The organism is Alteromonas sp. MmMcT2-5 (assembly GCF_022348315.1).
Classification (GTDB): Bacteria; Pseudomonadota; Gammaproteobacteria; order Enterobacterales; family Alteromonadaceae; genus Alteromonas; species Alteromonas macleodii.
This window is the reverse complement of record NZ_JAKRFB010000031.1, coordinates 1-26,940: the sequence shown is the minus strand read 5'-3', so window position 1 is coordinate 26,940 and position 26,940 is coordinate 1. Positions and strand designations below refer to the sequence as shown.

Here is a 26,940-nt window from a genome sequence, read left to right as displayed (position 1 = left end):
AGGGCTCAGCGTAATTAGTTCAGCCTTGAACAAAGTACAAGCTGATAACTACAGCAACAGCGTGGCGTCGATAGGCACGTACTTAGACGCCACTTTTTGAATACTTTCAGCCGTTAATGCAGGAACACCGTACACCGTTACGGTTTTCCCTTTTGCTTTAAGGGCGTTTACAAGAATATCGAAATCGCCGTCGCCCGACACCAAAATGATCTCATCAACATCGTCGGCGTGTTCAAGTGCATCTACTGTTATACCTACATCCCAGTCACCTTTCGCCGAGCCGTCAGCACGTTGAATGAAAGGCTTTAACTTTACTTCAAATCCAATAGCACGAAGAATGTTTTGAAATTCACGCTGCTTGCTGTCACCCCTGTCTATGGCGTATGCGAAAGCATGGGCTATATCCAAGTTGTAGGTAAGTTCACGCCAAAACTGGTTGTAATTAAAGTTGCGTTTGTACGCCTGACGGCAGGTGTAATACACATTTTGTACGTCTACCAGCACTAATGCTTTATTCAAAACCACTCTCTTCTTCGGTTTACTCGGTTATTGTTTTCTGATGTTATAGCCTTTTGATAATAAAACCAAAAAACCTGATGATGAAATTTATGCGCAAAGCGCACAACTACCTAGGCTTAATACTATTTGTACAAATAGGCCTATGGTTTTTAAACGGCTTGGTTATGGCCTGGTTACCCATAGATGAAGTAAGAGGTAACCATTTAAGGAACAGGGTAACCACATCATGGCACAGCGCTTCCGTTACTCCTTCTGATATTTTGCGTAACCACAGCAGCACTGCGGTGCTATCACTCACCCATCGCATAAATGAAGTAGGCCTCGCAGAACCGGGCTCGCTCAATGCTATTCCTGTTTATCATGTCGTGGATGACAACATTGCCTATCGCTACAGCGCATTAACAGGTGAAGCTTTGCAAACCATGCAACAAAGCGCTATTCGTAAAGCAGCAAAAGGGCAATACGCAGGTACTGGCGATATTGGTGAGACCCAGCTATTAAGCGTGTTACCTCAAGAAGTGCAAAACCTGTCTGCGCCATTATGGCAGGTAAACTTCGATGACGACCTTAATTCGCGGTTTTATATCGACCCAAACACAGGCAGTGTTCTGCGCGTACGTACCGACGCATGGCGGCTGTTTGATTTTATGTGGATGCTGCACATAATGGATTATAAGGACAGAAGTAACTTTAACACGCCGTGGTTAATTGCTTTTTCGGGCAGCGCTTTTTTGTTCACCCTTACAGGTGTTGCGCTTTTATATAAGCGCTTCAAACCAAAAAAGAAGAAGCGCTAGCCTAGTATCAGGCAGCTCTTTGATGTACGGCAAAGAGCAACTGCCCCCATTATTATGAAGCGAAAAGCTGAGAAATATCGGCGAACGCTTTGAACTCTAACGCGTTGCCGAAAGGGTCTTTGAAAAACATGGTGGCTTGTTCGCCCGGCTTTCCTTTAAAACGAATATAAGGTGCGATAACAAACTCGGTATCGGCAGCCTCTAATTTACTTGCCAGTGCTTGCCAATCGTCCATGGTGAGCACAACGCCAAAGTGTGGCACCGGCACAGCATGATCGTCTACCCCGTTATGTGAAGGTGGCGACGGCATAGCCTCTACACAATGGGTCACTAATTGATGGCCAAAGAAGTTCCAATCTATCCACTGGGTATCACTGCGGCCCTTTTCACAACCCAACAACTCACCGTAAAACGCTTCTGCGTCGGTTAAATTAGTGACCGGAATGGCAAGATGAAAAGGTTGAACCATGGAAACTCCTGTTATAAAAACTTCTTAAGCAACGACAGCTTAAACTTAGAAAACGGCGCATAACGGAAGAACACGTCGAGCGCAAAAGAACGTTTCATTACCGTTTTAATATGGCTGAATGTATCAAAACCTGCTTGGCCATGATAGCTACCCATGCCGCTATTTCCTACGCCACCAAACGGTAACTCAGGGTTAGTCATAAACAGCATAGTGTCGTTAGTACACACACTGCCTGAACTGGTTTTGCTGATAATATTATCAAGCACATCATCCTTATCACTAAATGCATAAAGTGCGAGTGGCTTAGGCCTGCTGTTCACAAACTTAATGCCCGCCTCCATGTTGTCGACAGTGATAATAGGTAGAATAGGGCCGAAGATCTCTTCTTTCATTAGCGGGCTATCTAGCGATGGCTCCAGTACAAGGGTAGGCGCCATTGCTGGACGAGATTCATCTAGCTCGCCGCCATACACCACATTGACGTTTTCAAGGTAACTTTCAAGACGCTTTAAGTGACGATGATTAACGATATTGCCGTAATCTCGTGACGATAAAGGTGCTTTGCCGTATTGCTTTTTCAGCTCTTTTTTAACCGCATCAATAAGCTTTTGCTCAAAGCCCTTTTCAACAATGACATAGTCAGGCGCAATACAAGTTTGGCCCGCATTCATCCATTTACCCCACACTAAACGGCGCGCGGTGACAGCAAGGTTTGTGTTTTTATCAACAAAACAGGGACTTTTACCGCCAAGCTCAAGGGTTACTGGCGTTAAATGTTTGGCCGCGGCGCTCATGACAATTTTGCCCACCACTTCACCACCGGTGTAAAAAATATGGTCCCATTTGCAGGCAAGTAGCGCCGTCGCTTCATCTTTACCGCCTTCTATTACGGCAACGCATGAATTATCCATATATTGGGGGATAAGCTTAGCTACCAGCGACGAGGTTTCTTCAGCCAATTCAGAGGGTTTCAATACCGCACAGTTGCCCGCTGCAATAGCGGCGATATAAGGGGCAAGCAATAACTGAAGCGGATAATTCCACGCTCCGATAATAAGCACAGTGCCAAGCGGCTCAGGCTTGCGAAAGCTCTTACCTGGCCATGCCACCATAGGCGTTGATACTTTGCGTGGCTTTGCCCATTTATCCAAATGCTTAAGCGTATGCTTGATATCAGAAAGCAGAAACCCTTGTTCCGCTACCATGGCTTCGGTCTTACATTTGCCCAGGTCATTTTTAAGGGCTTGCAAAATGTCGTGCTGGTTGTCTTTCAGTAAAGTTTCTAATGCCTTTAACTGGCTTTTACGCCACTCCAAGGACTGGGTTTTCCCTGTATCGAAACTGTCGTTAAGCTTGTGAACAACGTCAACGAAACACACGCCAGTTTCCACTGCGTGAAGAGAAGGTCTATTTGGCATAAGAAGGCTCCGATTGCATAACACCCACTGCAACAATTCTATGGCTCATCTTAGGATTGTTGTCGGGCAAAGCAGCGCAATAATTAACTGATACTATCTTATATTAATAGGGATGTTCGAAGACAACGCAACTAAATTGTTAATTAATGTTTAATGAGCTCGTATTTTAGGTGCAAGTGGCTGACGTTACACTTAAGAAGTATAAACAGTTAACGTTGAAGCAATAACAAGATTATATAAAAGTAAAAGGTCGAAAAATTACAAACAAAAAAGCCCAGTGAACACTGGGCTTTTAAGCATATTTAATGTGAAACTATTACGCGTCGTATGGACTGCGTAAAACGATAGTTTCGTTTCTGTCAGGGCCTGTTGAAACAATATCAACCGGCACACCTGTTAGCTCTTCAAGGCGCTTAATGTAGTTTTTCGCAGCTTGTGGAAGCGCTTCAAACTCAGTTACACCAAAAGTGTTGTCTGTCCAACCCGGCATTTCTTCATAAACTGGTGTCACTTTTTCGTAACCGTCAGCCGCCATAGGTGGAACGTCTTTCACGTTACCGTCTGCATCTTTGTAGCCTACACAAATTTGAAGGCTTTCAAGACCGTCTAGTACGTCAAGCTTAGTTAAGCAGAAACCTGTAATAGAGTTGATTTGTACTGCGCGTTTCATTGCAACTGCATCGAACCAACCTGTACGGCGCTTACGACCGGTGGTTGCGCCAAACTCGTGACCTTTAACACCTAAGTGTTGGCCTACTTCACATTCTAGTTCAGTAGGGAAAGGACCTGAGCCTACACGCGTAGTGTATGCTTTAACAATACCCAGTACGTAATCTAGCTTAAGTGGGCCAAAGCCAGCACCCGTTGCTACACCACCAACGGTAGTGTTTGAAGACGTAACATAAGGATAAGTACCGTGATCGATGTCTAGAAGTGTACCTTGTGCACCTTCAAACATAATAGGCAAGCCAGCATTGTGTGCTTTGTCTAGTTCGTCAGTTACATCAACAACCATTGCTTTAAGAATGTCAGCAACTTCCATTGCACCTTTTAAGGTTCCATCAAAGTCTACTGCTTCTTCGCCATAGTACTGAGTAAGCGTGAAGTTATGCACGTCTAGCACTTCTTTCAGCTTTGCTGCGAAGTCTTCTGCATTAAACAAGTCGCCAACGCGTAATCCACGACGGGCTACTTTATCTTCATACGCTGGACCGATACCACGACCCGTTGTACCAATTGCTTTTGCGCCGCGGGCTTTTTCGCGCGCTACGTCTAGTGCAATGTGATAAGGAAGAATAAGCGGACAAGCTTCACTAATCTTTAATCGCTCGCGCACTGGAACGCCACGCTCTTCAAGCATAGTCATTTCTTTCATTAGTGCGTCAGGGCTTAGCACAACACCGTTACCAATAATACAGGTAACATTATCGCGTAGGATGCCTGATGGGATTAAGTGAAGTACGGTTTTTTCACCGTCGATTACTAGAGTGTGACCTGCATTGTGTCCGCCTTGGTAACGAACAACATATTTTGCGCGATCAGTGAGTAGGTCTACGACCTTGCCTTTACCCTCGTCACCCCATTGAGTGCCGAGTACCACAACGTTCTTTGCCATGAATCATATGTGTAAGAAAATTAGGCGGGGATTCTACAAAATTCTAGCGCAAGGATCATCTCTTTTTCGAACAAAAATACGACTATTTTATTTTTATTTTTGAAATCACAAAGATGACCCACTGCCGCTCGAGCCTTTTTGAAATAAGGCTTGGCTTCTAATTTTCAGCACAAACATTCTAAGACGCTAATTTTTAAAGCTTTCTAAACATTACCTGGTAAAAAAGCTGAACAGACGGTCTATCGCAGTCTGCACTACGCCCATTTATATAACGTTTTGCTATTATTCGCGGGCATTGGATGCTTAAAAGCTAATGAGGTATTCAAAGGGCTGAAAATATACCTCTGAATGTTGAATACAGGTTTAAGAGCACACTTTTCAGTCAACGGTAAAGTCGCGCTCCTTTTCGTACTTTGTATTATGGTAAAGCGTGTGAGAGTGTTTGATGAGGTCCGTTTTCACACCGTTTCACGTCTCTTAATGCCTAGATCTGGGCGCTAACTCAACTGAAATAAAACAGCAGTAGTGCGCCTATTATCACAAGGGTTCCGCCAATTTGACGCAGTTGATTGCTGGGCTGTTGGCTTATCTGAAGTAAATAATTGCGCCATTTATTAGGAAAAAGAAGCGGCCCTATTCCTTCTATAATAAGTACCAACGCTAAAGCGGGTAGTAGCCACTCCATAAAACTATCCTTAAATAAGTGTGACGTTAATATTTACGTATGTTTAAAGCAACGACTTACGCTTTCTGATTCAGTGCGGTTAAATCAATGTACTCAGGGGTGTGGTACAGACCAAAACCAAACCGTAAGCGGTTTCCTCTAAAATCGGTAAGGATATGGTGCTCTTTAAGCGCTGAAGCGAGGGCTTTTGTTTCATCGGCACTATCTAATTCAAAGGTAAGGAAATGCCCTCGGTTTGCTTCATCACTTACTGCTAGATGTTTTTCGTTTAGCAAGGGATGGTTGCAGGTAGCAAGTTTCTCTAGAAATGTGCGCTGCATACCCATTATATATTCGTTAACTGTGGCTACATCAATGCCATTGTCGTCGAACATACGAAGCACGGCTCTTAATCTGTAGAGCGCGGTAAAATCCATGGTCGCACCGGCAAAACGCATTCCATCTAGGTTATATTGAACGCTGTCTTTGCCGCCAACCTTGCGAGGCTTATCTAGCTCGCCAAACTCTGCAAACCAGCCTGTATATGCGGGTCTTAGCTCACAGCCCACGGGTACGTGCGCAAAACATGCGCCCTCTCCTGCCTGAGCATATTTGTAACTACCGGCAAGATAAAAGGCTCGGTGGGCAATGTTCGCTATATCGGTAGGCTTTGCCATAAACCCGTGATAGCCATCAACCACAATAAGGGTATTGTCGTTAGTTACGCTATTTACGATATCTGTGACATCGTTCACCACGTATCCGGAATTAAAAAACACCTGACTAAAGAAAACCAGCTCGGGATCGTGTTCGGCAATGGCGGCCTTAAAGCGCGACGCAAACGTATCGTAGGGTTTAGTAGGGACGGTAATAAGTTCTATCGCACCCTGCTCTTGCATCCTACTCGCTTGGCGCTGAAAACTGTGAAACTCGCTGTCTGTCGACACTACTTTATAAGGCGCAGTACTATCGATGCAGCTCATTACGCGATAAAGCAACTCATGGGTATTGGGCGCAAAAACGATTTGCTGTGGTGCTCCAGTGTTCAGTATGTTGCTAATGCGCTGCTGTAGCTCTGGCACCAAAGTTTGGAAGAAATATCCCCATTTTTCGTCAACATACTTAGCGCTGTCATCCCAGTAGTTGAGCATTGCATCACGCGTGCAGTCGGGCCAAAAGTAGTGGCTGTGACATGCATAGTGCTGTTTACCTTTGTTCGCATTAAGAAAACCCGTATAAAAATGCTGATATGCCATGCTCTATTACCCAATATAAAAACTGCGTAAACCCTATCAAATTTCTACCTTTTTCGCATGAATCTGCGCCTGCAACAAAACATTTATTTACAAATTAAGTGTAAATTGTTTTGCCCAAATCGACGTGCTTAGTGATATTTCTTATATAAACACAACTACAGCAAATTTTTAGAACTCTGCTATACCCTATAGAGGCAAGATGTTTTTGTTAGCCGAGTTAGCAAGCTCCGTCTGTTCCACGCAGACAAACATTAAAGGTATTTTATGCGTTTTCCTAAATACGGAAATTATTCATTGGATGTCTCAGGTAACGTACTTGAGGTGTTTGCAACCGGGGCGTGGAACCTGAAAACGACAGAGTTTTTTATAGAAGAAATGCATGAACTTATCGCTAAGTTCGACAATAAGCCTTGGGCTGCCCTAATGGACGGACGCCGCTGGGTGCTTTCTACGCCTGAATGCCAAACCCGTTTAGCAGAAGCAATAAAGGTGAACATTTCGCGAGGGCTCACACGCTCAGCTTACGTGCTGGATACCGGAATGGTTAGGCGGGCCCAATTAGAACGAACCCACCCATCTAAGCACCGTGACGCTGAATCAGCTAACTACGAGCGCGATTATTTTCAAAAGTATTTCGAAGCACTTAATTGGCTGCACAAAGAGGGGTTCTCCCCTATTCTCTCGCCTAAATAAATACAGCAATCGAAGTAGAAATACACACGGTGACACTCGTCAGCATGTGTTCTCGTTCACCTGCAAGCACCAGCACGAACCTCGTACAGTCAATTTATCAAAGTCAGACTCGACTCATTGTCCCCTACGACAGCCGCTAAAATGCTGACGTTGTTAGTACAATAAGCTGTAAACTTTTCGGCGGTATTCCGACTTCAACGGGTCGCCGTCGGCAAGCGCATTCACCATATCCATCATTAGCTTTCTGGCGTCGCCAAACCCAAGTTCTTTCTTTAACACACTATAAAGAAGCTCTAGTGCATCTTGTGCTTTGTTCGCTTGCTGCAACTGTACCGCTAAATCAACTTTAAGCTGCAAGTCGTCTGGGTTCGCTTCTACCGCTGCTTGAAGCTGACGAATTTCAGGAGTGTCGGCGGCTTGTTCTGCCAATTCAATTTTTCCCGCTAAGCTCTTATAGCGAGAGTCTTGATCAACCAACCTAATTTCTTCCAATAACGCTTTGGCTGTATCGATAGATCCGGTCTCGATATAGCAATCAATAAGCATATATTTAGCGTTTACGTTATCTGGGTTAAGCGCTAGGGCTTCTTTAGCTGCGGGCAGTGCCTCTGCATAATCACCTTGCTGAATCGCTTTGCCAGCAGTGGCAAGTAGATCGTCTTCAGGATTAGGCAAATATTTAGCGAGCATTTCGCGAATTTGCTGCTCAGGTTGCACACCCGCAAAGCCGTCAACAGGCTGACCATTTTGCACCACCATCACCGTTGGTAGACTTCTAATACCAAACTGTGCAGCGACTTCTTGCTGGGCTTCGCAGTCTACTTTAGCAAGGATCAAGTGCTGGCTGTATTCACCCGCCAGCTTTTCCAAAATAGGCATAAGGTCTTTACAGGGCTCGCACCAATCTGCCCAAAAATCAATTAGCACCAGCTTATCTTGCGACGCTTCAATGATGATTTGTTGAAAGTTTTCTACCGTAATATCTACGATGGTTGCTTGGCTATTCGCAACGAGATTTTCCATAACGCAGGCCTTTAATTTCTTGTATTGAGAGGAATATGGGGCAGACGGCCTGAAATTACAAGGTTAAGGTAGGCTATCTTTGGTCACCGCGCCTTGCACTAGGAAGCGCTTCTTAATTCGCCACTTTGTTGATCTGCGCCAGTGAGCACGCATGTTTGCAAAAACTCATTCTCTTTTTGTCGTATTCACGACAATCTATTTCAGAATAGAATGTTAACGTAGTGTAAAATACTGCTACTAAGTCACTCTACTTCTATAAAATACATGCTTATGGCCGAGAGGGTTTTATGTCTACACAAACAAGCGCTGACACGCATTTTGCTTCATTCAAAGAGTTTTACCCGTTTTATTTAAATGAACATAGAGATAGTACATGCCGCACGCTTCATTTTATCGGCTCGTGGCTGGTTCTCGGCGTTATAGCACTAGCAGTATTTATGGCTAGCTGGTCGCTACTGTGGTTTATTCCGCTAGTAGGTTACGGTTTCGCTTGGGTAGGTCATTTCTTCTTTGAGAAAAATCGCCCTGCGACATTTAAACACCCGCTTTACAGCCTAATGGGCGACTGGGTCATGTTTAAAGATATTCTTGTGGGCAAAATTAGCCTTAAAGGCGAATAAAGCTCAAATGACTTAAAGGACGGCCAGCCCTCTATTAATAATGACAACTGCCATTGCTAGCGCCCTGCGTTGTTAAACGTTGCGCTTAATGTTGGATATGTAATTTTAACGGACAATCAAGCCTCTTCACCGCACGCGCTTTACATAAAAGAAACGAAAGCGATATGGTTAGAGACAACGTTCGCAGGTTGCTACATTTGCGTTAGGATTTACGCTAAGCACACGACAGCGAACATTCTACCTATCGCGCTCAGCGCAAAAAACAATAACAAAAGGAACAACTATGTTTGCGTCTCGTTTCGCCTTTCGACCAGTACGAAAAGGCTTATGTGTTACCTCGACTGCATTATCACTATTGGTTTTAGGTATAAGTCAGGCCAATGCATTGCAGGAATCTGCCTCTGATTCGACTAGCTTAAATGCGCTGACATACGATGACACCTTTAACTTAGAATTTGTGGCCAACCCACAGTTTCTTAATAAGGATACGGTAATTTATTCTCGTCAGAGCATGGATGTCATGACTGACGGAAGACAAAGCCGACTTTGGCAAGTAAATATTAAATCCGGTGAGCATCGCCCGTTTATTGGTGTAGATGAAAACTTGTCACAGGCTACCTTATCGCCCAACGGTAAAATGGTGGCATATACAAAATCGGTCAACGGCCGCGCACAAATCCATCTCTATTACTTAGATACCATGCAGTCTGTGCGCTTGACCAACACCAGCGAAGCACCTCGTCAGTTAACCTGGTCTCATGACAGCAAAACCTTAGCCTTCACCCAGTTTACCGAAGAAAAGCAAAAGCCATTGTTTACCGGCATGCCGAGCAAGCCTAAAGGAGCAAAGTGGGCTGACCAAGGCACCTATATTGATGCGGTGCAGTATAGAGGTGACGGAAGAGGCTACTTGCGTGAAGGCTTTGACCAGATATTTGTTCTGCCTGTTGAAGGCGGTACGCCGCGTCAGTTAACAACTGGAAAATTCCCTAGCGGCGGCACCCTTTCTTTCTCTAAAGAGAATGACTGGATTTATTTCGCCACACCACAACGAGAAGACTACGCGCTGCACCCTTTGTTTAGCGACATCTATAAAGTGAATGTGAATACAGCGGCAGTTGAACAAGTTACCGATATCGAAGGGCCTGAAGGTAGACCAACCTTGAGTCCCGACGGAAAATACCTTGCATTTACTCAGCTCAACGACAGAAAGCTTTCTTATCAGAATGGCGACCTTGTGGTACTTGAGCTTGAAAGTGGTGACATCAGCCGCTTAACTACGTCACTAGATAGAAGCTTAGGCAAATTTGAGTGGCGCAAAGACAGCCGAGGATTAATCTTTTCTTACCTTGATCACGGCGAAACGAAACTTGCTGCAGTGAACCTGAAAGGCGATGTGAAACCTATCGACGTTAGCATAGGTGGACAAGCGTTTGGACGCCCTTACACGTCGGGCGACTTCGCAGTTAGTGATAAAGGCGATATTGTTTACACCACGGCAAGCCGCTCTGTGCCTGGCGACCTGGCGCTTTATAAAAAAGGCAAAGACGATACACAACTTACCGATTTAAACAGCGATGCACTTGGTCATAAAACGCTGGCAGAAGTACAAGACCTTTCCGTAGTATCAAGTGTGGACGAGCTACCTATCGACGCATGGATTGCTTTGCCACCAGGATTTGATAGCAGCAAAAAATACCCGCTAATTTTAGAAATTCATGGCGGCCCACATGCAGCCTACGGCCCTCACTTTGCCATGGAAATTCAGCTAATGGCCGCGCAAGGTTATGTGGTTGTATGGTCCAACCCAAGGGGCAGTAGCTCTTACGGTGAAGACTTTGGTAATTTGATCCACCATAACTACCCATCAGAAGATTATAACGACCTAATGGATGTGGTAGACGCGGTTGTTAAGCAAGGCTATATAGATTCAGAGAATCTGTTTATTACTGGCGGCTCAGGCGGCGGAACCCTTACCGCATGGTCCATTGGTAAAACTGACCGCTTTAGTGCAGCTGTTGTGGCGAAGCCGGTTATTAACTGGATGAGCTTTTCATTGACTGCCGACGCGTACCCGTACTTTAGCAACTACTGGATGGCAGATATGCCATGGAATATCGCGGATAAGTTATGGCAGCGTAGCCCTTTGAGCTTAGTGGGCAACGTAGTAACACCCACTATGCTGCTAACCGGTGAAGCCGATCACCGTACGCCAATTAGCGAGACAGAGCAGTATTATCAAGCGTTGAAGTTACAAGGTGTCGATGCTGCAATGGTACGAATTCCAGGGGCTTCACACGGCATTGCAAGCCGCCCTTCTCGCTTGATACAGAAAGTAGGAAATATTGTGGCGTGGTTTGAACGCTACAAGAAGAATAACGACGGCGAATAAGTCAATACGAGACCCGATGTCCTTATAAATAAAAAAGGCGCTTACTTCATTTTACAATAACAATGAAGTGGCGCCTTTTCTCATTCTGCGTCTTATACCAGAATTTGAAAGGGAACAGCCATTCCTGCATTCCCACGCTTCGCTATGAAGCTTGCCAGCGCCTTCTGAGTGAGCACTTATCTATGCGGACTGGTACTATGCTATTTGGTTAGCTTTAATACTTTGCCGTTCGGTGCATCGGTCAGTAAGTAAATGGCACCTTCTGGGCCAACTTCAACGTCGCGAATACGGGCGTGATTGTCACGAACATATTCAAACTGCTCTGCGGGCTTTCCATCTTCTACTTTTATGCGACGAAGGTGAGTAAACTTCAACGACCCCACCAGTACATCCCCGTTCCATTCTTTGAACATTTCACCTTGGTAGAACGTTAGGCCGCTTGGCGCAATTGATGGGTCCCAATACACCCAAGGCTGCTTCATGCCATCCATATGGGTTTTGTCGCTGATAATGTCGCCACTATAGTCAACGCCATAGGTAATCACAGGCCAACCGTAGTTTGCACCGCGTTCAAGGATATTGATTTCATCACCACCTTTCGGGCCATGCTCCATCGCCCATACCGCACCAGTTTCAGGATGAATAGTAACGCCTTGCACGTTGCGGTGACCATAGCTGAATATTTCAGGGGCTTTGCCGTCTGTGAATGGGTTATCTTCTACTGCGCTGCCGTCACGGTTTATGCGTACAATTTTACCGAAGTGGTTATCGGTGTTCTGCGCTTCTTTCATGTACTTGTAGCGGTCGCCCATGGTGATGTACAAGTGGTTTTTAGCATCGAACGCTAAACGACAGCCAAAGTGAAAGCCGTTATCGACAACTGAGTCGGCACTAAAGATAACGTCAACATTTTCAAGGCCTGAGTCGGTAAGCTTAGCCTTTGCAACACTGCTACTGCTGCCCAGCTTGCCCTCAACCTCACTCGCTTTGCTGTAACAGAAGTAGATAGTGTTGTTGCTGGCAAAATCCGGGTCGATAGCGATGTCCAACATACCACCTTGGTTTTGCGCAACCACCTTAGGCACATTACCTAGACGTCCTGACAACTTACCGTCTTTTGATAAACGCTGAATGCCACCTTCACGTTCCGTAACTAGCAGATCGCCATTTGGCAAAAATGCCATTCCCCAAGGATGAACAAGCCCTTCAGCGAGCGTGGTTACGGTAATATCGCTGTCGGTGATTTCATGCGCTTCGCCATGTTTATGATCTCCGTGAGCTAAAGCGGATTGGCTGATCGTAAGCGCCAATACACAAGTAAGTGACTGCGCTAGCGCGCTCACAGGTTTGAATGGTACAGCTAAAATAGTTGATGGTTTCATCGCTAGGAGCCTCATTTTAAAAAGCCGTGTGCGCGTTCACACAGGCTTCTTCTATTATTCTTAGTGGAAGGCAGTATACAAAAAAGGGCACAGCGCTGCTGTACCCTTTGTGATAATTTTACTTGCTTATGCGATAAAGGTGACTGGCCGATTAAGCCTATGTTAAATCACTGTCACCGCACTTATGTAGCGATTTACTTCGGTAATGTTGCACGAAGCATCCACGCAGTTTTTTCATGAACGCGCATACGATCGCCAATTAACGCTGCAGATGACTCATCGTCTGCGTCTTGCGCTAGCTTTAACGATTCACGGCAGGTTTTCACAACTTGCTCATGACCGTGAGTTAACAATCTCACCATTTCCGTCGCTTCAGGTACACCTTCCACTTCTTCAATTGAACTAAGCTCAGCGAAAGACTTATATGTGCCCGGTGCAGCTACACCTAGAGTACGAATACGCTCTGCAATTTCGTCTACCGCTTCGGCAAGCTCTGTGTAATGCTCTTCGAACATTAGGTGCAATTCACGGAACTGCGGACCTTCTACGTTCCAGTGAAAATTATGCGTTTGAAGGTACAAAGTGTAAGAGTCGGCCAATAGCTTTTTAAGACCTTCTGCTACTGCGTTACGATCGCTCTCAGAAATACCAATATCAATCTTGCTCATGTCACACTCCTTAACGTTAAAACCCTTTTTAGATTTACCTTCAGTCCATTCATCGGCGCTGAAAAATCTTGGTTTAAATAATATAAGTTAATAGTACTACAGAAATTTTGATTTAGATTAACGGTTTAGTTGATTGCATTCATCGCATTAATCGATGACTTTATACATTCTGCCTCAGCCACTCTATTAATGGTGGTGATGGTGGCTTTCGCCCGCTTCTTTTTTAACAGGTAGCAAAACCGGTAGTTCACTCCCATCGCTAAATGTGAGGGTTAGTGCTACTTCGCTGCCCTCTTCTAATCCTTTGGTCAGCCCCATCAACATGATATGACGGCCGCCTGATTCAAAAGAGACCATTTCGCCCGCTTTTATTATAACGCCGTCAGTTAGCTCACGCATTTTCATCACGTCTTCCTCCATCACCGTTGTGTGGATTTGCGCTTCACTTGCTACATCGCTTGATACTGAAACAGACGTCAGGGTTTTATCGCTGTCACTATGATTATGCAAAGTAAAGTACACTGCACCGGTTTTTGCCAAAGCAAAGGTCGCTCTGGCATAACCATTCATTACCATTACTTCTGATTGCTTACTGGCGTGCTTGTGCTGCTCTTTTGGCATGTGATGGTTATCATGGTCATTGCCATGCGCGTAAATAGTCGCAGACATGCTTAAAGAAAATAAGCCAGTTACGATAACTAACGGTTTAAGTGATTTGGAAAAAAATGACATACAGTCTGCTCCGAATGAATACTCGTAAGCAAGTGTACGTAAGATTGGCATAGGAAAAAAGAAAAATGGTGCCGACTGCCGGAATCGAACTGGCGACCTACTGATTACAAGTCAGTTGCTCTACCAACTGAGCTAAGTCGGCACACTTTAAAAACCGCTGCCTAGACAGCGGATGCGTATTCTAGCGATAAACGCGTGGGTGTCAACCTTTTAATCGCGTTGCTTCACCAACTAATTTTGGGAAGTACTCAAGTGGTAAATATTTGCTCAATGCCATGAGCTTTTCACCCAAGCTTTCATAACTATTCGTGGTAACATTGATGTGTCCCATCTTGCGCTTTTCACGAACAGATTTTCCGTACCAGTGAAGATGACTACCATCGATGCTTAGCAAATCGCGCGAGAAGCTGCTGCAACCAATAATGTTGACCATAGCGCTTGGGCCAATGGCTGACGTGTCACCAAGAGGCAATCCACAGACTGCACGTAAGTGATTTTCAAACTGACTGGTTACAGCGCCCGACTGGCTCCAGTGCCCAGAGTTATGTACACGAGGAGCAAGTTCGTTTACAAGTAGCTTGTCGCCTACTTGGAATAGTTCCACAGCCAGCACACCGACGTAGTTCATACCCTCAGCAAGTTTCACAAAAATATCGTGAGCCTGGGCCTGAAGTGCATCATCAACGTTAGTCGCTGGTGCAACCGACACGTGAAGTTGACCTTGGTGATGCAAATTTTCAGCAAGTGGATAGGTGCGTACGTCGCCATTAGCATTGCGTACACCGATTAATGACAACTCTCTGTCGAAAGCCACCATTCTTTCAACCACTAAAGGCACAGTCTGCAAATCTAATCCCTGAAGTGCATTTTTTAGTTCAGGTAAGTCAGCCTCATCACTTAAACGCCATTGACCATATCCGTCATAGCCATCGCGGCTAGCCTTAAGAATGAGTTTGCTACCCAACTGCTTTACGCAATCGTCTAACTGGGCAAGGTCGGTAACTATTTGGTGCTCACAATTTGCCACCTGCATACTTTCAAGCAGCTTTTTCTCACGTACGCGATCGGCGCCAACAAGAATGCTGTCGATATTCGGCATCAACTTGTTTGTTTTCGCCGCGTCTTCAAGAAGCCTTTCAGGTACATGCTCAAATTCTACGGTAAGAGCATCTGCACCTTCTAGTGCTTGAGCAAGTGAGATTTCAAGAGGGGTTTTGCTAACTGGATGTACAACGGTATCGTTGTTTACGTCCACAGCTTGAACGTCAATACCTAACGGGCTTCCCGCCAGGTACATCATTTGAGCAAGTTGGCCTGCGCCGTAAACGACTACTCTCATTCATCTAGCTCCAACGTATTGCTTGAAGCAAGTACCGTATCAGTTTGCGATTTTCTAAAAGCGATAACGGCATTGCGTACGCTTTCGTCTTGCAGCGCAACAACTTGTGCCGCGAGAAGACCCGCATTTGCTGCACCAGCCTCACCTATTGCCAGTGTACCTACCGCAACACCTTTCGGCATTTGAACGATAGAAAGCAGTGAGTCTAATCCGTTGAGCGCCTTTGATTTAACCGGGCAGCCAAACACAGGTAAATGCGTGTGTGCAGCAATCATACCCGGTAAGTGAGCTGCGCCGCCTGCGCCAGCAATGATTGCGCTAAAACCTTCATCTGCAGCGCTTTCTGCAAACTCTACTAGCAAGTTGGGTGTACGGTGCGCCGACACCACCTTCGCTTCAAATTCAACACCAAACGACTTCAGCATTTTTGCGGCCTGCTGCATAGTAGGCCAGTCTGAAGTTGAACCCATTACAATCGCGACTTTTGCCATCTAGAGATCCTCGGGGTAGGTAAAGTGGACAACCTTGGAAAGGCCGCGATTGTAGCGTAAAACCGTTCAAAATCCCACCGTAAATGGCGTCAATTATAGCGCCACTCGCTTAAGGGTTGTTGAGGCTACTCTCTTATAAGGGTGATCTATCTCTTCGCTGTCAGTCGTATTAACTATAATTAATTTATGTAGAAAAGTTGCCTGACTACACGGATAAACGAACGCTTTTATTTCCACATTTTGCGACGTTGACCATGAACGGGCGTTAGAGGTTATTGATGACAGATAAACACGAACCCGACGTACTTGATGAGGTGATAGAAGAAGTACAAGACGTGGTCTCTGACTTCTTAAATCGCGAAGCCGCTCCCGGCATATTGTTAATGGGTGCAACGATTCTTGCGCTCATTATTGCTAATTCTCCCCTAGATACGCTTTACGATCATTTAATCAGTATGCCGGTACAAATATCAGCCGGTACATGGGCTATCGATAAGCCATTATTGCTGTGGATTAACGACGGGTTAATGGCGGTGTTCTTTTTTCACGTGGGTCTGGAACTGAAGCGGGAAATCTGCGAAGGTGAATTGGCCAATCCCAAAGATATTATTTTACCCGCAGCGGGTGCTGTAGGTGGTATGGCACTACCCGCCTTGATATATGTAGGCATTAACTGGGACAACCCCGTAGCCATTGCAGGGTGGGCAATTCCCGCCGCTACTGACATCGCGTTTGCGTTAGGTATTTTGGCGCTACTAGGTAGTCGAGTACCTACGAGCCTGAAAGTTTTCTTAGTCACCCTGGCTATTATTGACGATATCGGTGCTATCGTAATTATTGCCCTGTTTTACACCGAGCACATTACCGCGGGTGCGCTGTATATTGCTGCAGGTTGTTTATTGCTGTTGTGGCAAATGAATAAACGCAATGTGGTAGATATTCCGCCTTATGTTTTTGTGGGAATCATTCTGTGGGTAGCCATGTTGAAGTCAGGCGTTCACGCCACACTGGCAGGTGTCGTACTTGCTGGCTTTATTCCTATGCGGGATGAGAAAGACGAATCTTATTCTCCGGTAACGCGACTAGAGCACGGTTTGAATGGCTCGGTGAGTTTCGCGATCCTACCTTTATTCGCCTTCGCTAACGCCGGCATAAGTTTTGGTAACATCAGTCCGGAGGGTATTTTCCATCCTGTTACCTTTGGGATCTTTCTTGGCTTGGTTGTGGGTAAACAAATTGGCGTATTCGGTTTTTGCTACTTAATGGTGAAGTTAAAGCTGGCTAAGTTACCAGAGGATCTTAACTTCAAGCATATCTATGGCTGTGCGCTACTTTGCGGCGTTGGCTTTACAATGAGCTTATTCATTGGGGGACTGGCCTTTGCACAGACAGGTATCAATCAAATTTTTGACGAGCGTGTGGGCATTTTAACCGGCTCTCTCGTCTCGGCGTGCTTAGGGTATATTGTACTGCGATTCGTTAGCGAAGCGCCGAGCGATAACACTGATGTAGCCTCAAACGCGAGCAAGTTCACGGGCAATACAGTCAAATAGAACCTGCTTGCGAATAGGCTTACTTAAATGCGCATTCATGCCTGCTTCTAAGCAGGCATTTTTGTCTTCGATAAACGCATTGGCGGTTAAGGCGATGATCCTGACCGCGTCCTTATTCCTGCCTTCACTTCGAATAAGTTTCGATGCTGTATGACCATCCATGATCGGCATTTGGCAATCCATTAAAATTACGTCGAAATTGTGCCTCTTCTCGGCCTTAACAGCATCTTGCCCGTTTTTCTTTCTAATACATTTGATGTTGGACGATTTGAGCATGTCCATGACGATTTCAGCATTAATGTCGTTGTCTTCAGCCAATAAAACCCGTAATCCATCAGGTAATGACGGGATCACCTCATTTTCTGCATGCTCTTTTTCTTCACTTACTGTGGCAGGAATGTGGAAGGTAAAGCTTGTTCCTTTACCCAGTTCACTTTCAACATAAAGCTCACCACCAAGAAGCTCAACCAAACCTTTAGAAATGGCCAAACCTAATCCTGTGCCACCAAAATTTCGAGTGGTGGACGGATCGGCTTGCTCAAACTTATCAAAAATAAGGCGTAGTTTGTTGGGAGCAATGCCTATTCCCGTATCGGTAACCGAAATTTTAAGTCCTTGGTGGGCATAGCTGACGTTAACCGTCACGACACCATCACTGGTGAACTTAATCGCGTTACTAAGTAAGTTATTGATGATTTGACTCACCTTCCCTGCATCAATGTTCAGTGCGTTAGGTACGCCCTGATTAATATACAAAGCAATATCGTACCCTTTTACTTGCGCAGCGTGACGGTAGAGGTCACAAGAAGCTTCAAGTAACTCGCGAATGGCACAGCTTTGAATATCGGTAAGCATTTTACCCGATTCAATCTTCGACCAATCTAAGATACTGTCCAGGATGATAAGTAAATTGCTAGCAGAGCGTGAAATTGTTTTGGCTCTAGCCGAAACATTTTCCGGCAACTCGTTCTCGAGCATCAATTCACATGAGCCAATAATGCCATTCATTGGCGTTCTAATCTCGTGACTCATGTTGGCGAGAAACTGCGTTTTCGCCACATTCGCGGCTTCCGCTTCTTTAAGCGCTAACGCAAGGTGCTCGGTTTTCTCTTCTATGCGCTTTTCCAAAGACTGATTCAATTCCCCTAGCTCGACATTCAGGCTTTGCTCTACTTCTCTTGCAACCTTTAGCTCTTCAAATGCATCGAGCAATCGGGCTTCTAAACTCACGAACTCATCGCTTAGCGACGAGAGCTCTTGAATGTGCAGTGCCCTTTGTGGTGCTTTAACACCTTCTTTTTGTGTGGGGTCGAATTCGGAAATATAGCGAACAAGGCGACGAATAGGCGCGCCGACCATTTTTGCAACTACGTACCCGGTGAATGTTCCAAATGCAGATAATGCCAATAGCAGCAGCAAGTCTTTTAGCAAATAATTACTCATTGATGCCATTAGCAGTCGTTTGTCGAAGTAATAGCTAACTTTCCAGCTAGCAAAAGGCATATCTTTCGCTAACCTCAACCATGTTTTCCCCTGAGGCCCGTTCTCCACCTCAACAGCACAATCAGGTTCACAAATATAAAAAGGTGCTTTAGTGAGTGGCTTCATCTTCAGGCCTTTAGATGCATAGATAACTTCGCCTTTTTGATCCTCAATGAGCATCAAAAAACCACCCAAGCTTAAGTTATCAATAGCAGAAAAGCTCTTTAACGATAAAGAGCCCTCTACAATACCTTTTGGAGTGCCATCTGCATCTGTAATAGGGGCTGACAAGGCTACAATTGGATCGTTACCAAAACCTCGGCCTTGAAATACATTTGAAAGGAATGGTTTACCTGTCTGCATGACTTCAAAGAAATACGGCCTGTAAGCCACATTTGACAAGCCGCTTTGTCTTGCCTTATCCAACAGGCTAGGCGGGTAAGCGTGGGTAAGATCGCCATTGTCATCTGCAATGAGGAAGGTCAAAAATTCTGGATTGTGCGATGCCAACACCCGCAAATTTGTCACCGCTGCATTATCGAAATCGCTGTTTGATACCTCGCTAGACAACACTTGCGCTGCACTAATAATGGCACTTTGGTGTTGCTGAATAAAATTCGAAAGTTGGAACTCCAGCACATTCACCCGCTGCGACATGTAACTGTGAATTTGTCTTTCTTGCTGTTTTTGAAACAGACTTACCGACAAATAAATTACTGCCATGGAAGCAACGAAGAAGCAACCGGAAAAGAAGTACCCAAAAAGAAAATGCAGCGTAACCCGCTCGGACTTACTTGATGTTTGTCGCTTAAGCCCGTGGACTGCCAAATACGAAAAGTGTCCGGTTACAAGACCAAATACACCGCTTACCCAGGTGACCAGCACACCCGAAAACAGCATATTTGCGTTATCGCCATCATAAAGAGAATGCTCTAAAACAAGAATGGGCAGAAAGACAATAGACCAAAAGCCTGCGCCTACTTTTATCACCTGTTTAAGCGACTTGTTATAGCCAAAAAAGCTAAGCACGATGGGCAGTAGAGTAAGGCTTTCCTTTCCAACTATGCTCCCGTCGTTAAGCCATAAGGGAAGGCTGACAACAAGTGCAATAGGAATGGAAATAAAAGGAGAAAACCGAAGTGAAGCGTAGACTGCCGCACCTATACCAAATGTAGCTATCCCTGTACTATCAAAGGGTGGGTTGAGAGCATTAAGACCCGCACCTAACACACATACAAGTAGTGCTTGAAGGGCCAGAGACCATGAAAAAGAAAATGAAATACTGCCAATTTTCAACGCATGTCTCCGGCGAATAGATTTAGTGTTGAGCCATGTAATCTAGGGTAAAGTTCGTTAGAAGCTTAACGCCTAATTTCATGCCTTCATCATCAACATAAAATTCCGGTGTGTGATGAGCAGGGCTATCTTCTTCAGAGACGTCTAATGGCTTACCGCCTACCCAAACATATAAACCTGGAATTTGCTCTTGGAAAAATGAAAAGTCTTCCGCACCCGTGACCGGCTTAGAAAGCAGCGTGTTTTCAACGCCTGCGGTACGCTGCATAGTAGGCAGCATGGCTTTTGTAAGCTCTGGGTCGTTGTACGTAATGGGGTAATAGTAATCTAGCGGTAGCGTAAGTTCAGCTTCTGCGCCCATACTTTCAGCAATAGCCTTTACTTTGCGCGGAAGCGACTCGTAAATGTGATCGCGAGCGGCTTCATTGAGTGTACGAATTGTGCCAACCATTTCTACTTCATTTGGAATGATGTTTGAACGGTTACCGCCGTGAATAGAGCCAATAGACACCACCGCTGCATCGTCAATCAATTTCAACTCACGACTTACTATAGTCTGAATTGACATGATCATTTGCGCAGCGGTAACCACTGGATCAACACTCTTCCAAGGATAAGCGCCGTGGGCTTGCTTACCGTGAATAACAATTTTAAATGGGTCTACCGCGGCCATGGTGCCACCCGCGTTATAACGCACTTTACCCACATCGGTGTTAGCATTGATATGCAGGCCAAAAATAGCGTCTACATCAGGGTTCTTAAGTACACCTTCAGCAACCATAACTTCCGCACCGCCTTTTTCTCCAGCGGGTGCGCCCTCTTCTGCTGGCTGAAAGATAAACTTCACTTTACCTTTCAGGTCGCCTTTAATTTCGGTAAGAATTTTTGCCGCGCCCATGAGCATTGCCATGTGAGTATCGTGACCACATGCGTGCATAACCGGCACTTCTTTTCCGTTGTATTCGCCCATCTGCTTTGAGCGGTAGGCCAAATCGTTTTGCTCTTTTACAGGAAGTCCGTCCATGTCTGCACGTAATGCAACCACAGGACCTGGCTTGCCCGAGTCTAAAATAGCTACCACACCCGTTTTTGCCACACCGGTCTGCACTTCTAAACCTAGGCTTTCAAGGTAGTCAGCAACATATCCAGCGGTTTTAAACTCGCGATTCGATAATTCAGGAAATTCATGAAAGTGATGACGCCATTTAATTACATCAGGCTCGACTTTATTCGCTAATTCATCAACATTGATCTGAGCGGCATTAGCAGCTGACACAGAGGCCAACCCTGCAAATGCAAGTGACAGCAATTTCTGGTACATAACTATTATTTCCTTTGGTGTTTTTTAGACAGAGTAAATCATCTCACGGGAGAACACACCACTGAACTAACGATTGCTGTTAAAAATCAATAAGCAGACGAAAATACCCCATTCACAAGACTGAGGGTATTAGACGGAAGTATAAGAAAAGTGCTTTATCGATGCAGGGAATAAAAAAGGCGCCGAGTGGCGCCTTTTCTTTAAATATCAACTTATTACTAAGTTTCTATTAACTCTTTTGTCTACGCATTGCGTCAAAGAACTCATCGTTTGTCTTGGTCATCGACAACTTACTGATAAGGAAGTCCATTGCGTCAATTTCTGACATTTCGTGAACGATTTTGCGAAGGATCCACATTTTCTGTAGTTCATCTTGCGCTGTAAGCAGTTCTTCACGACGGGTACCAGAGCGGTTGAAGTCGATAGCCGGGAACACACGTTTTTCCGCGATTTTGCGATTAAGGTGTAATTCCATGTTACCTGTACCTTTAAACTCTTCGTAGATAACTTCGTCCATTTTAGAGCCGGTATCGATAAGCGCTGTTGCGATAATCGTTAAGCTTCCGCCTTCTTCAACATTACGGGCGGCACCAAAGAAGCGCTTAGGCTTGTGAAGAGCATTCGCATCAACACCACCGGTAAGTACTTTACCTGATGATGGGATAACCGTGTTGTAAGCGCGAGCAAGACGAGTAATCGAGTCAAGCAGGATAACCACGTCTTTTTTGTGTTCAACAAGACGCTTGGCTTTCTCGATAACCATTTCAGCAACTTGTACGTGACGACTTGCTGGCTCATCGAAGGTTGAAGCAACGACTTCACCTTGAACAAGACGATGCATCTCGGTTACTTCTTCCGGACGCTCATCAATAAGTAATACCATTAACTCACAATCTGGGTGGTTAGCAGCAATTGACTGAGCAATATTCTGAAGAAGAAGCGTTTTACCGGCCTTAGGTGGCGCTACGATAAGACCACGCTGGCCTTTACCGATTGGCGACGCCAAATCTAGTACACGAGCCGTAATGTCTTCTGTTGAGCCATTACCACGTTCCATGCGCAAGCGATCTGCTGCATGAAGTGGTGTAAGGTTTTCAAAAAGGATTTTATTACGTGAATTTTCAGGCTTGTCGAAGTTAACTTCGCGGATTTTTAGCAGGGCGAAGTATCGTTCACTGTCTTTCGGTGGACGAATTTTCCCGGCAATCGTATCACCGGTACGCAAGTTAAAGCGTCGAATTTGGCTTGGCGATACATAAATATCGTCTGGTCCTGCAAGATACGAAGAGTCAGCTGAGCGTAAGAAGCCGAAACCGTCCTGTAAAATTTCTAGTACCCCATCACCAAAGATGTCTTCACCGCTTTTTGCGTGTGTCTTTAGGATTGAGAAAATGATGTCTTGTTTTCTGGCGCGCGCCATGTTTTCCAGGCCCATCTCCTCGGCCAGGTTAACCAACTCGCTTATTGGTTTGTTCTTTAATTCAGTTAAATTCATACTGGTGGGTCTTTGTGCTTGAACTTCGCTTACAGGACTTAAAGTCACTCTGTTCTAGTTTAGATTTGATATCACCCTGATGTGGGCGTAAGCAGAACGCTGCTCGGATGAGCGCTGAAGAAAAGTTAGCACTATATTTAATCAACGTCCAGCGTTTTACCGCCGAAATGTTAAATAATTTGTGGCTTGCTCTTCTAGAATGAAACGTTAGTCCCTGTGGCGTGAATAAAAACCGGTGCTTCGTTAGCACCGGTTTTCAATTTGAAATCAATTAAAGGTTTTCGTTAAGAAACTCTGTTAATTGAGCTTTAGATAGCGCGCCTACTTTAGTTGCGGCAACGTTACCGTTTTTGAAAAGTAGCAATGTAGGAATACCACGAATACCATATTTAGGTGGAGTTTCGTTATTTTCATCGACATTCAACTTGCCAACTGTTAACTTGCCATCAAACTCGGTCGCAACTTCTTCCAAGATTGGTGCGATCATTTTACACGGGCCACACCATTCGGCCCAGAAGTCAACCAGTACAGGACCTTCAGCATTGATAACATCTGCTTCGAATTTATCGTCAGATAACTGGATAATTTTGTCGCTCATTCTTTTCTCCATTATTGGTCTGTCGCTGATTTGTCTCAGCCTGACCATAAGTGTTATATAGAAACTGTTTTTTAATGCAAGCACTGATAAGCTATAAGCTATGCCTACTCACTTAACTGATACTCACTTTTCTGACCTGCCGATTAACGGCAAGGTTGTTGACGCCTTGGCGGCAGCTAATTTTTCACATTGTACACCAATTCAAGCACTTGCACTGCCTCCTTTATTGGAAGGTCACGACATTGCAGGTCAGGCTCAAACCGGCACCGGTAAAACCATTGCCTTTTTGGTAGCTACATTTCACTATTTGCTAAGCAAAGCAGAAAATGCAGATAACAGCAAATCAAATGGCCCTCGCGCAATTATCATGGCGCCGACCAGAGAGCTCGCCGTTCAAATTTATAACGACGCCAAACTGCTTAGTGAGCATACTGGATTGTCGCTTGGTTTGATTTATGGGGGCGAAGGTTACCAAAGTCAACGTGAAACTTTGGAAGAAGGGGTAGATATTATAATTGGTACGACAGGACGCATACTGGATTACTACAAACAGAATGTGTTCACACTGAAGAATATTCAGGTTGCCGTACTTGATGAAGCCGACCGCATGTTCGATTTAGGCTTTATAAAGGATATCCGCTTTTTATTCCGCCGCATGCCACCGGCAAGTGAACGTTTGAGCATGCTATTTTCAGCTACACTTAGCTACCGCGTGCAAGAGCTTGCTTACGAGCACATGAACAACCCTACCCACGTACAGGTAGCGCCAGAACAAACAACTGCAACTCGCGTTTCTCAAGAGCTATTTTATCCGTCTGATGACGACAAGATGCTGCTTCTTCTTACGCTGCTTGAAGAAGAATGGCCAGAAAAGGCAATTGTTTTTGCCAACACTAAAAATAGCTGTGAGAAAGTTACCGACTGGCTTACCGCGGATGGCCATCGTGTGGGCTTACTTAGCGGCGATGTACCACAGAAGAAACGCCTTGGGATCTTAGAAGATTTCACCAAAGGCAATCTTGATATTTTAGTCGCAACCGACGTTGCAGCGCGCGGTCTTCACATTGACGCGGTAACGCACGTATTTAACTACGACTTACCTGACGACGCCGAAGACTATGTACACCGTATTGGTCGTACTGGCCGTGCAGGACAAAGTGGTGTTGCAATTAGTTTCGCGTGCGAAAAATACGCACTAAACTTACCTGCTATTGAGCAATACATTCAAAAGGCAATACCGGTTACCGATTACGACCGCAGCGCTCTACTTGATGATGTAACGCCTCCAAAACCACGTAGAAGACGTACGCCGAACAACCGCAATTCTTCACGTCGTGGAAACGGAAGAGGCCGTGGAAAGCCTCAAAACCGAAACAACAGAGCGCAACAGTGAGGCGTAAAGGTACTCAATAAGAATCGAGGTTTTATGCAGGCAGAACTCCAGCACGACGCACAAACCTACGGCGAGTATTACGCCGCCGTAGATTTAGGCTCTAACAGCTTTCACATGGTGATTGTTCACGTTGTTAACGGCAGTGTGCAAATAATAGGGAAAATTAAACAGAAAGTGCGCCTAGCAGCAGGTTTAGATGATGACCTAGCACTTGATGACGTAAGCATGGAACGCGGCTGGCAATGCCTGCAAGTATTCTCGGAACGCCTGCAGGATATCCCCCCTTCTAATATTAAAATTGTAGCGACCGCTACATTGCGACTGGCAACCAATGCGCATGTATTCATTCGCAAGGCAGAAGAGATTCTCAATCACAAACTTGAAGTGATTAGCGGTGAAGAAGAAGCGCGACAAATTTATCTTGGCGTAGCCTACACATCCGCCAACCAAGGCAATAGCTTAGTCATAGATATTGGCGGTGCCAGCACAGAAATCATTATCGGCAACGACATGCAGCCTATCCATCTTAAGAGTTTGGATATGGGCTGCGTAACGTTTATGGAACGCTATTTCACCGGCGGCACTATCACCGAAGACAATTTCGACAATGCCAAGCAAGCCGCACACGCGCTTATTGCCGATGTGTCTAGCGCGTTTTTGTGTTTTGATTGGGAGAATTGTTTAGGTGCATCTGGCACGCCGCAAGCCATTACTGAGATTCTTGTAGCACAGGGCATTAGTGATGCTATCCGCTTAGACTATTTGTATCATTTAGAAAAGCAATGTATTGAATGCGGCAGCATTAAAACCCTTGATATCGACGGATTGGAAGATAACAGAAAAGCTATTTTCCCGTCTGGTTTAGCGATCCTCATCAGCTTATTTGAAGCGCTAAATATCAAGCACATGAATATTTCTGGTGGTGCGCTTCGAGAAGGACTTATCTACGGAATGTTAGATAACGTTACCGAGAATGATCGTCGCCAGCAGACCCTTAATCAGGCAAAACATCGTTATCATGTAGATGCCAGTCACGCGAACTCGGTTAGTCACGTAGCGCTTACTTTATGCCATCAACTTTGTGCACAACAGAACATTTGTCATTTAGATACCGAAACCATTTTAGGTGCAGCCGCACAGCTTCATGAAATAGGTCTTCACATCGAATATAAGCGCCATCATGAGCATGGTGAATACATATTAAGTCACATTGATTTGCCTGGCTTCACGCGCCTTCAGCGCGCCGCCATCCGCGATTTAGTTGCTCAGCATAGATTAAACATAAAGCCAGACGTATTTGAAAAGTACCACGAAGACTACCGTCCAATGCTAAAAGGCTTATTGCGAATTTTACGTATAGCAGTGGTGTTATGTCTGCGTCGTCAGAATAAACATATACCAGAAGTAACTTTGCAGTGCGAAGAAAGTAAGTGGACACTTACTTTTCCTGAAGGCTGGCTGAAATCGCATCCTTTGATCAACGCAGAGCTAGCAAATGAATGCTGGCTTCAGCATAAAGCTGGCTGCGAACTCGTTTGTAAGTAACCACTTACAAACAGATAGAATGCGTTAAATATGTATACCGATAAACGGAAAAAAACATGAAAAAAAAGCCGTGCATTGCACTAATGCCGATCAGTTAAGAATTTAATGATCGGTTGACCGATCTTTTTAAGGCTTCAAAATCCGGTATCAGGTAACTGATATCGGATTTTTTTATGGAC

At 45.1% G+C, this 26,940-nt stretch carries 23 protein-coding genes and 1 tRNA gene; 7 read left to right on the top strand and 17 right to left on the bottom strand.

Annotation, left to right across the window (positions count from 1 at the left end; all coding sequences use genetic code 11):
* Nucleotides 1-48: 48 nt before the first annotated feature.
* On the bottom strand, nt 49-519 hold the full coding sequence (locus tag MHN09_RS13705; RefSeq protein WP_014948113.1) for an NYN domain-containing protein: 471 nt from the start codon (nt 517-519) through the stop codon (nt 49-51).
* 89 nt (nt 520-608) lie between these two features.
* Between MHN09_RS13705 and MHN09_RS13700 the strand changes: the two genes are divergently transcribed.
* Entirely contained in the window at nt 609-1,316 is a 708-nt protein-coding gene (locus MHN09_RS13700) for a PepSY domain-containing protein (protein WP_239241094.1), read from the top strand.
* Nucleotides 1,317-1,368: 52 nt separating this feature from the next.
* Here MHN09_RS13700 and MHN09_RS13695 read toward each other — a convergent pair whose 3' ends face one another.
* From MHN09_RS13695 to MHN09_RS13675, 5 genes are all read right to left on the bottom strand, one after another.
* On the bottom strand, nt 1,369-1,785 hold the full coding sequence (locus MHN09_RS13695; protein ID WP_014948111.1) for a VOC family protein: 417 nt from the start codon (nt 1,783-1,785) through the stop codon (nt 1,369-1,371).
* A gap of 11 nt (nt 1,786-1,796) precedes the next feature.
* A complete protein-coding gene (locus MHN09_RS13690) occupies nt 1,797-3,203 on the bottom strand; it encodes an aldehyde dehydrogenase family protein (protein ID WP_014948110.1) in 1,407 nt (468 codons plus the stop codon).
* 316 nt (nt 3,204-3,519) lie between these two features.
* The gene (locus tag MHN09_RS13685; protein WP_239241092.1) at nt 3,520-4,818 is read right to left on the bottom strand and encodes an adenylosuccinate synthase; all 1,299 of its coding nucleotides are present in this window, start codon (nt 4,816-4,818) and stop codon (nt 3,520-3,522) included.
* Between the two features lie 502 nt (nt 4,819-5,320).
* The gene (locus MHN09_RS13680) at nt 5,321-5,503 is read right to left on the bottom strand and encodes a DUF2065 domain-containing protein (protein WP_014948108.1); all 183 of its coding nucleotides are present in this window, start codon (nt 5,501-5,503) and stop codon (nt 5,321-5,323) included.
* A 56-nt stretch (nt 5,504-5,559) separates the two neighbouring features.
* Nucleotides 5,560-6,738, bottom strand: a complete 1,179-nt coding sequence (locus tag MHN09_RS13675; protein ID WP_239241090.1) for an aminotransferase class V-fold PLP-dependent enzyme — start codon at nt 6,736-6,738, stop codon at nt 5,560-5,562.
* 264 nt (nt 6,739-7,002) lie between these two features.
* Here MHN09_RS13675 and MHN09_RS13670 point away from each other — a divergent pair, with 264 nt between their 5' ends.
* Nucleotides 7,003-7,431, top strand: coding sequence for a hypothetical protein (locus tag MHN09_RS13670; RefSeq protein WP_014948106.1), 429 nt, complete (start codon nt 7,003-7,005; stop codon nt 7,429-7,431).
* 153 nt (nt 7,432-7,584) lie between these two features.
* Here the strand turns inward: MHN09_RS13670 and trxA (MHN09_RS13665) are convergent, their stop codons facing one another.
* Nucleotides 7,585-8,454, bottom strand: a complete 870-nt coding sequence (gene trxA, locus MHN09_RS13665; RefSeq protein ID WP_239241088.1) for a thioredoxin — start codon at nt 8,452-8,454, stop codon at nt 7,585-7,587.
* Nucleotides 8,455-8,741: 287 nt separating this feature from the next.
* On the opposite strand from trxA (MHN09_RS13665), the gene MHN09_RS13660 reads away from it, so the two are divergent.
* Both MHN09_RS13660 and MHN09_RS13655 read left to right on the top strand, forming a co-directional pair.
* Complete coding sequence (locus tag MHN09_RS13660) at nt 8,742-9,074, top strand: DUF962 domain-containing protein (RefSeq protein WP_014948104.1); 333 nt, start codon at nt 8,742-8,744, stop codon at nt 9,072-9,074.
* Nucleotides 9,075-9,357: 283 nt separating this feature from the next.
* Nucleotides 9,358-11,466, top strand: coding sequence for a S9 family peptidase (locus MHN09_RS13655; RefSeq protein ID WP_239241086.1), 2,109 nt, complete (start codon nt 9,358-9,360; stop codon nt 11,464-11,466).
* 200 nt (nt 11,467-11,666) lie between these two features.
* Here the strand turns inward: MHN09_RS13655 and MHN09_RS13650 are convergent, their stop codons facing one another.
* The 6 genes from MHN09_RS13650 to purE all read right to left on the bottom strand — a co-directional run bounded on the left by MHN09_RS13650 (nt 11,667) and on the right by purE (nt 16,078).
* The gene (locus MHN09_RS13650; protein WP_239241084.1) at nt 11,667-12,848 is read right to left on the bottom strand and encodes a PQQ-dependent sugar dehydrogenase; all 1,182 of its coding nucleotides are present in this window, start codon (nt 12,846-12,848) and stop codon (nt 11,667-11,669) included.
* A gap of 194 nt (nt 12,849-13,042) precedes the next feature.
* Complete coding sequence (locus MHN09_RS13645) at nt 13,043-13,516, bottom strand: Dps family protein (protein ID WP_014948101.1); 474 nt, start codon at nt 13,514-13,516, stop codon at nt 13,043-13,045.
* Between the two features lie 186 nt (nt 13,517-13,702).
* Nucleotides 13,703-14,248: a copper chaperone PCu(A)C gene (locus MHN09_RS13640; protein WP_239241082.1), complete on the bottom strand. Its 546-nt coding sequence runs from the start codon at nt 14,246-14,248 to the stop codon at nt 13,703-13,705.
* Between the two features lie 66 nt (nt 14,249-14,314).
* Nucleotides 14,315-14,390, bottom strand: a tRNA-Thr gene (locus MHN09_RS13635).
* Between the two features lie 60 nt (nt 14,391-14,450).
* Nucleotides 14,451-15,587, bottom strand: a complete 1,137-nt coding sequence (locus tag MHN09_RS13630; protein WP_239241080.1) for a 5-(carboxyamino)imidazole ribonucleotide synthase — start codon at nt 15,585-15,587, stop codon at nt 14,451-14,453.
* A complete protein-coding gene (gene purE, locus MHN09_RS13625) occupies nt 15,584-16,078 on the bottom strand; it encodes a 5-(carboxyamino)imidazole ribonucleotide mutase (RefSeq protein ID WP_014948098.1) in 495 nt (164 codons plus the stop codon). Before purE ends, MHN09_RS13630 begins: the two co-directional genes overlap by 4 nt.
* 278 nt (nt 16,079-16,356) lie before the next feature.
* On the opposite strand from purE, the gene nhaA reads away from it, so the two are divergent.
* Nucleotides 16,357-17,631 carry a Na+/H+ antiporter NhaA gene (nhaA, locus tag MHN09_RS13620; RefSeq protein ID WP_014948097.1) on the top strand — a complete coding sequence of 425 codons (1,275 nt, stop codon included), beginning with the start codon at nt 16,357-16,359 and terminating at the stop codon, nt 17,629-17,631.
* Here nhaA and MHN09_RS13615 read toward each other — a convergent pair.
* The 4 genes from MHN09_RS13615 to trxA (MHN09_RS13600) all read right to left on the bottom strand — a co-directional run bounded on the left by MHN09_RS13615 (nt 17,593) and on the right by trxA (MHN09_RS13600) (nt 23,823).
* Nucleotides 17,593-20,409 carry an ATP-binding protein gene (locus MHN09_RS13615; protein ID WP_239241078.1) on the bottom strand — a complete coding sequence of 939 codons (2,817 nt, stop codon included), beginning with the start codon at nt 20,407-20,409 and terminating at the stop codon, nt 17,593-17,595. The two genes, nhaA and MHN09_RS13615, sit on opposite strands and share 39 nt — an antisense overlap.
* Nucleotides 20,410-20,431: 22 nt before the next feature.
* Nucleotides 20,432-21,730: an amidohydrolase gene (locus MHN09_RS13610; protein WP_239241076.1), complete on the bottom strand. Its 1,299-nt coding sequence runs from the start codon at nt 21,728-21,730 to the stop codon at nt 20,432-20,434.
* A gap of 229 nt (nt 21,731-21,959) precedes the next feature.
* Entirely contained in the window at nt 21,960-23,225 is a 1,266-nt protein-coding gene (gene rho, locus MHN09_RS13605; protein ID WP_014948094.1) for a transcription termination factor Rho, read from the bottom strand.
* Between the two features lie 271 nt (nt 23,226-23,496).
* Nucleotides 23,497-23,823 carry a thioredoxin TrxA gene (gene trxA / locus MHN09_RS13600; protein WP_012517074.1) on the bottom strand — a complete coding sequence of 109 codons (327 nt, stop codon included), beginning with the start codon at nt 23,821-23,823 and terminating at the stop codon, nt 23,497-23,499.
* Nucleotides 23,824-23,923: 100 nt separating this feature from the next.
* On the opposite strand from trxA (MHN09_RS13600), the gene rhlB reads away from it, so the two are divergent.
* Together rhlB and MHN09_RS13590 are read left to right on the top strand one after the other, a co-directional pair.
* The gene (rhlB, locus tag MHN09_RS13595) at nt 23,924-25,216 is read left to right on the top strand and encodes an ATP-dependent RNA helicase RhlB (RefSeq protein WP_014975523.1); all 1,293 of its coding nucleotides are present in this window, start codon (nt 23,924-23,926) and stop codon (nt 25,214-25,216) included.
* Nucleotides 25,217-25,249: 33 nt separating this feature from the next.
* Complete coding sequence (locus tag MHN09_RS13590) at nt 25,250-26,761, top strand: guanosine-5'-triphosphate,3'-diphosphate pyrophosphatase (protein ID WP_168463717.1); 1,512 nt, start codon at nt 25,250-25,252, stop codon at nt 26,759-26,761.
* The last annotated feature ends 179 nt before the right edge of the window (nt 26,762-26,940 follow it).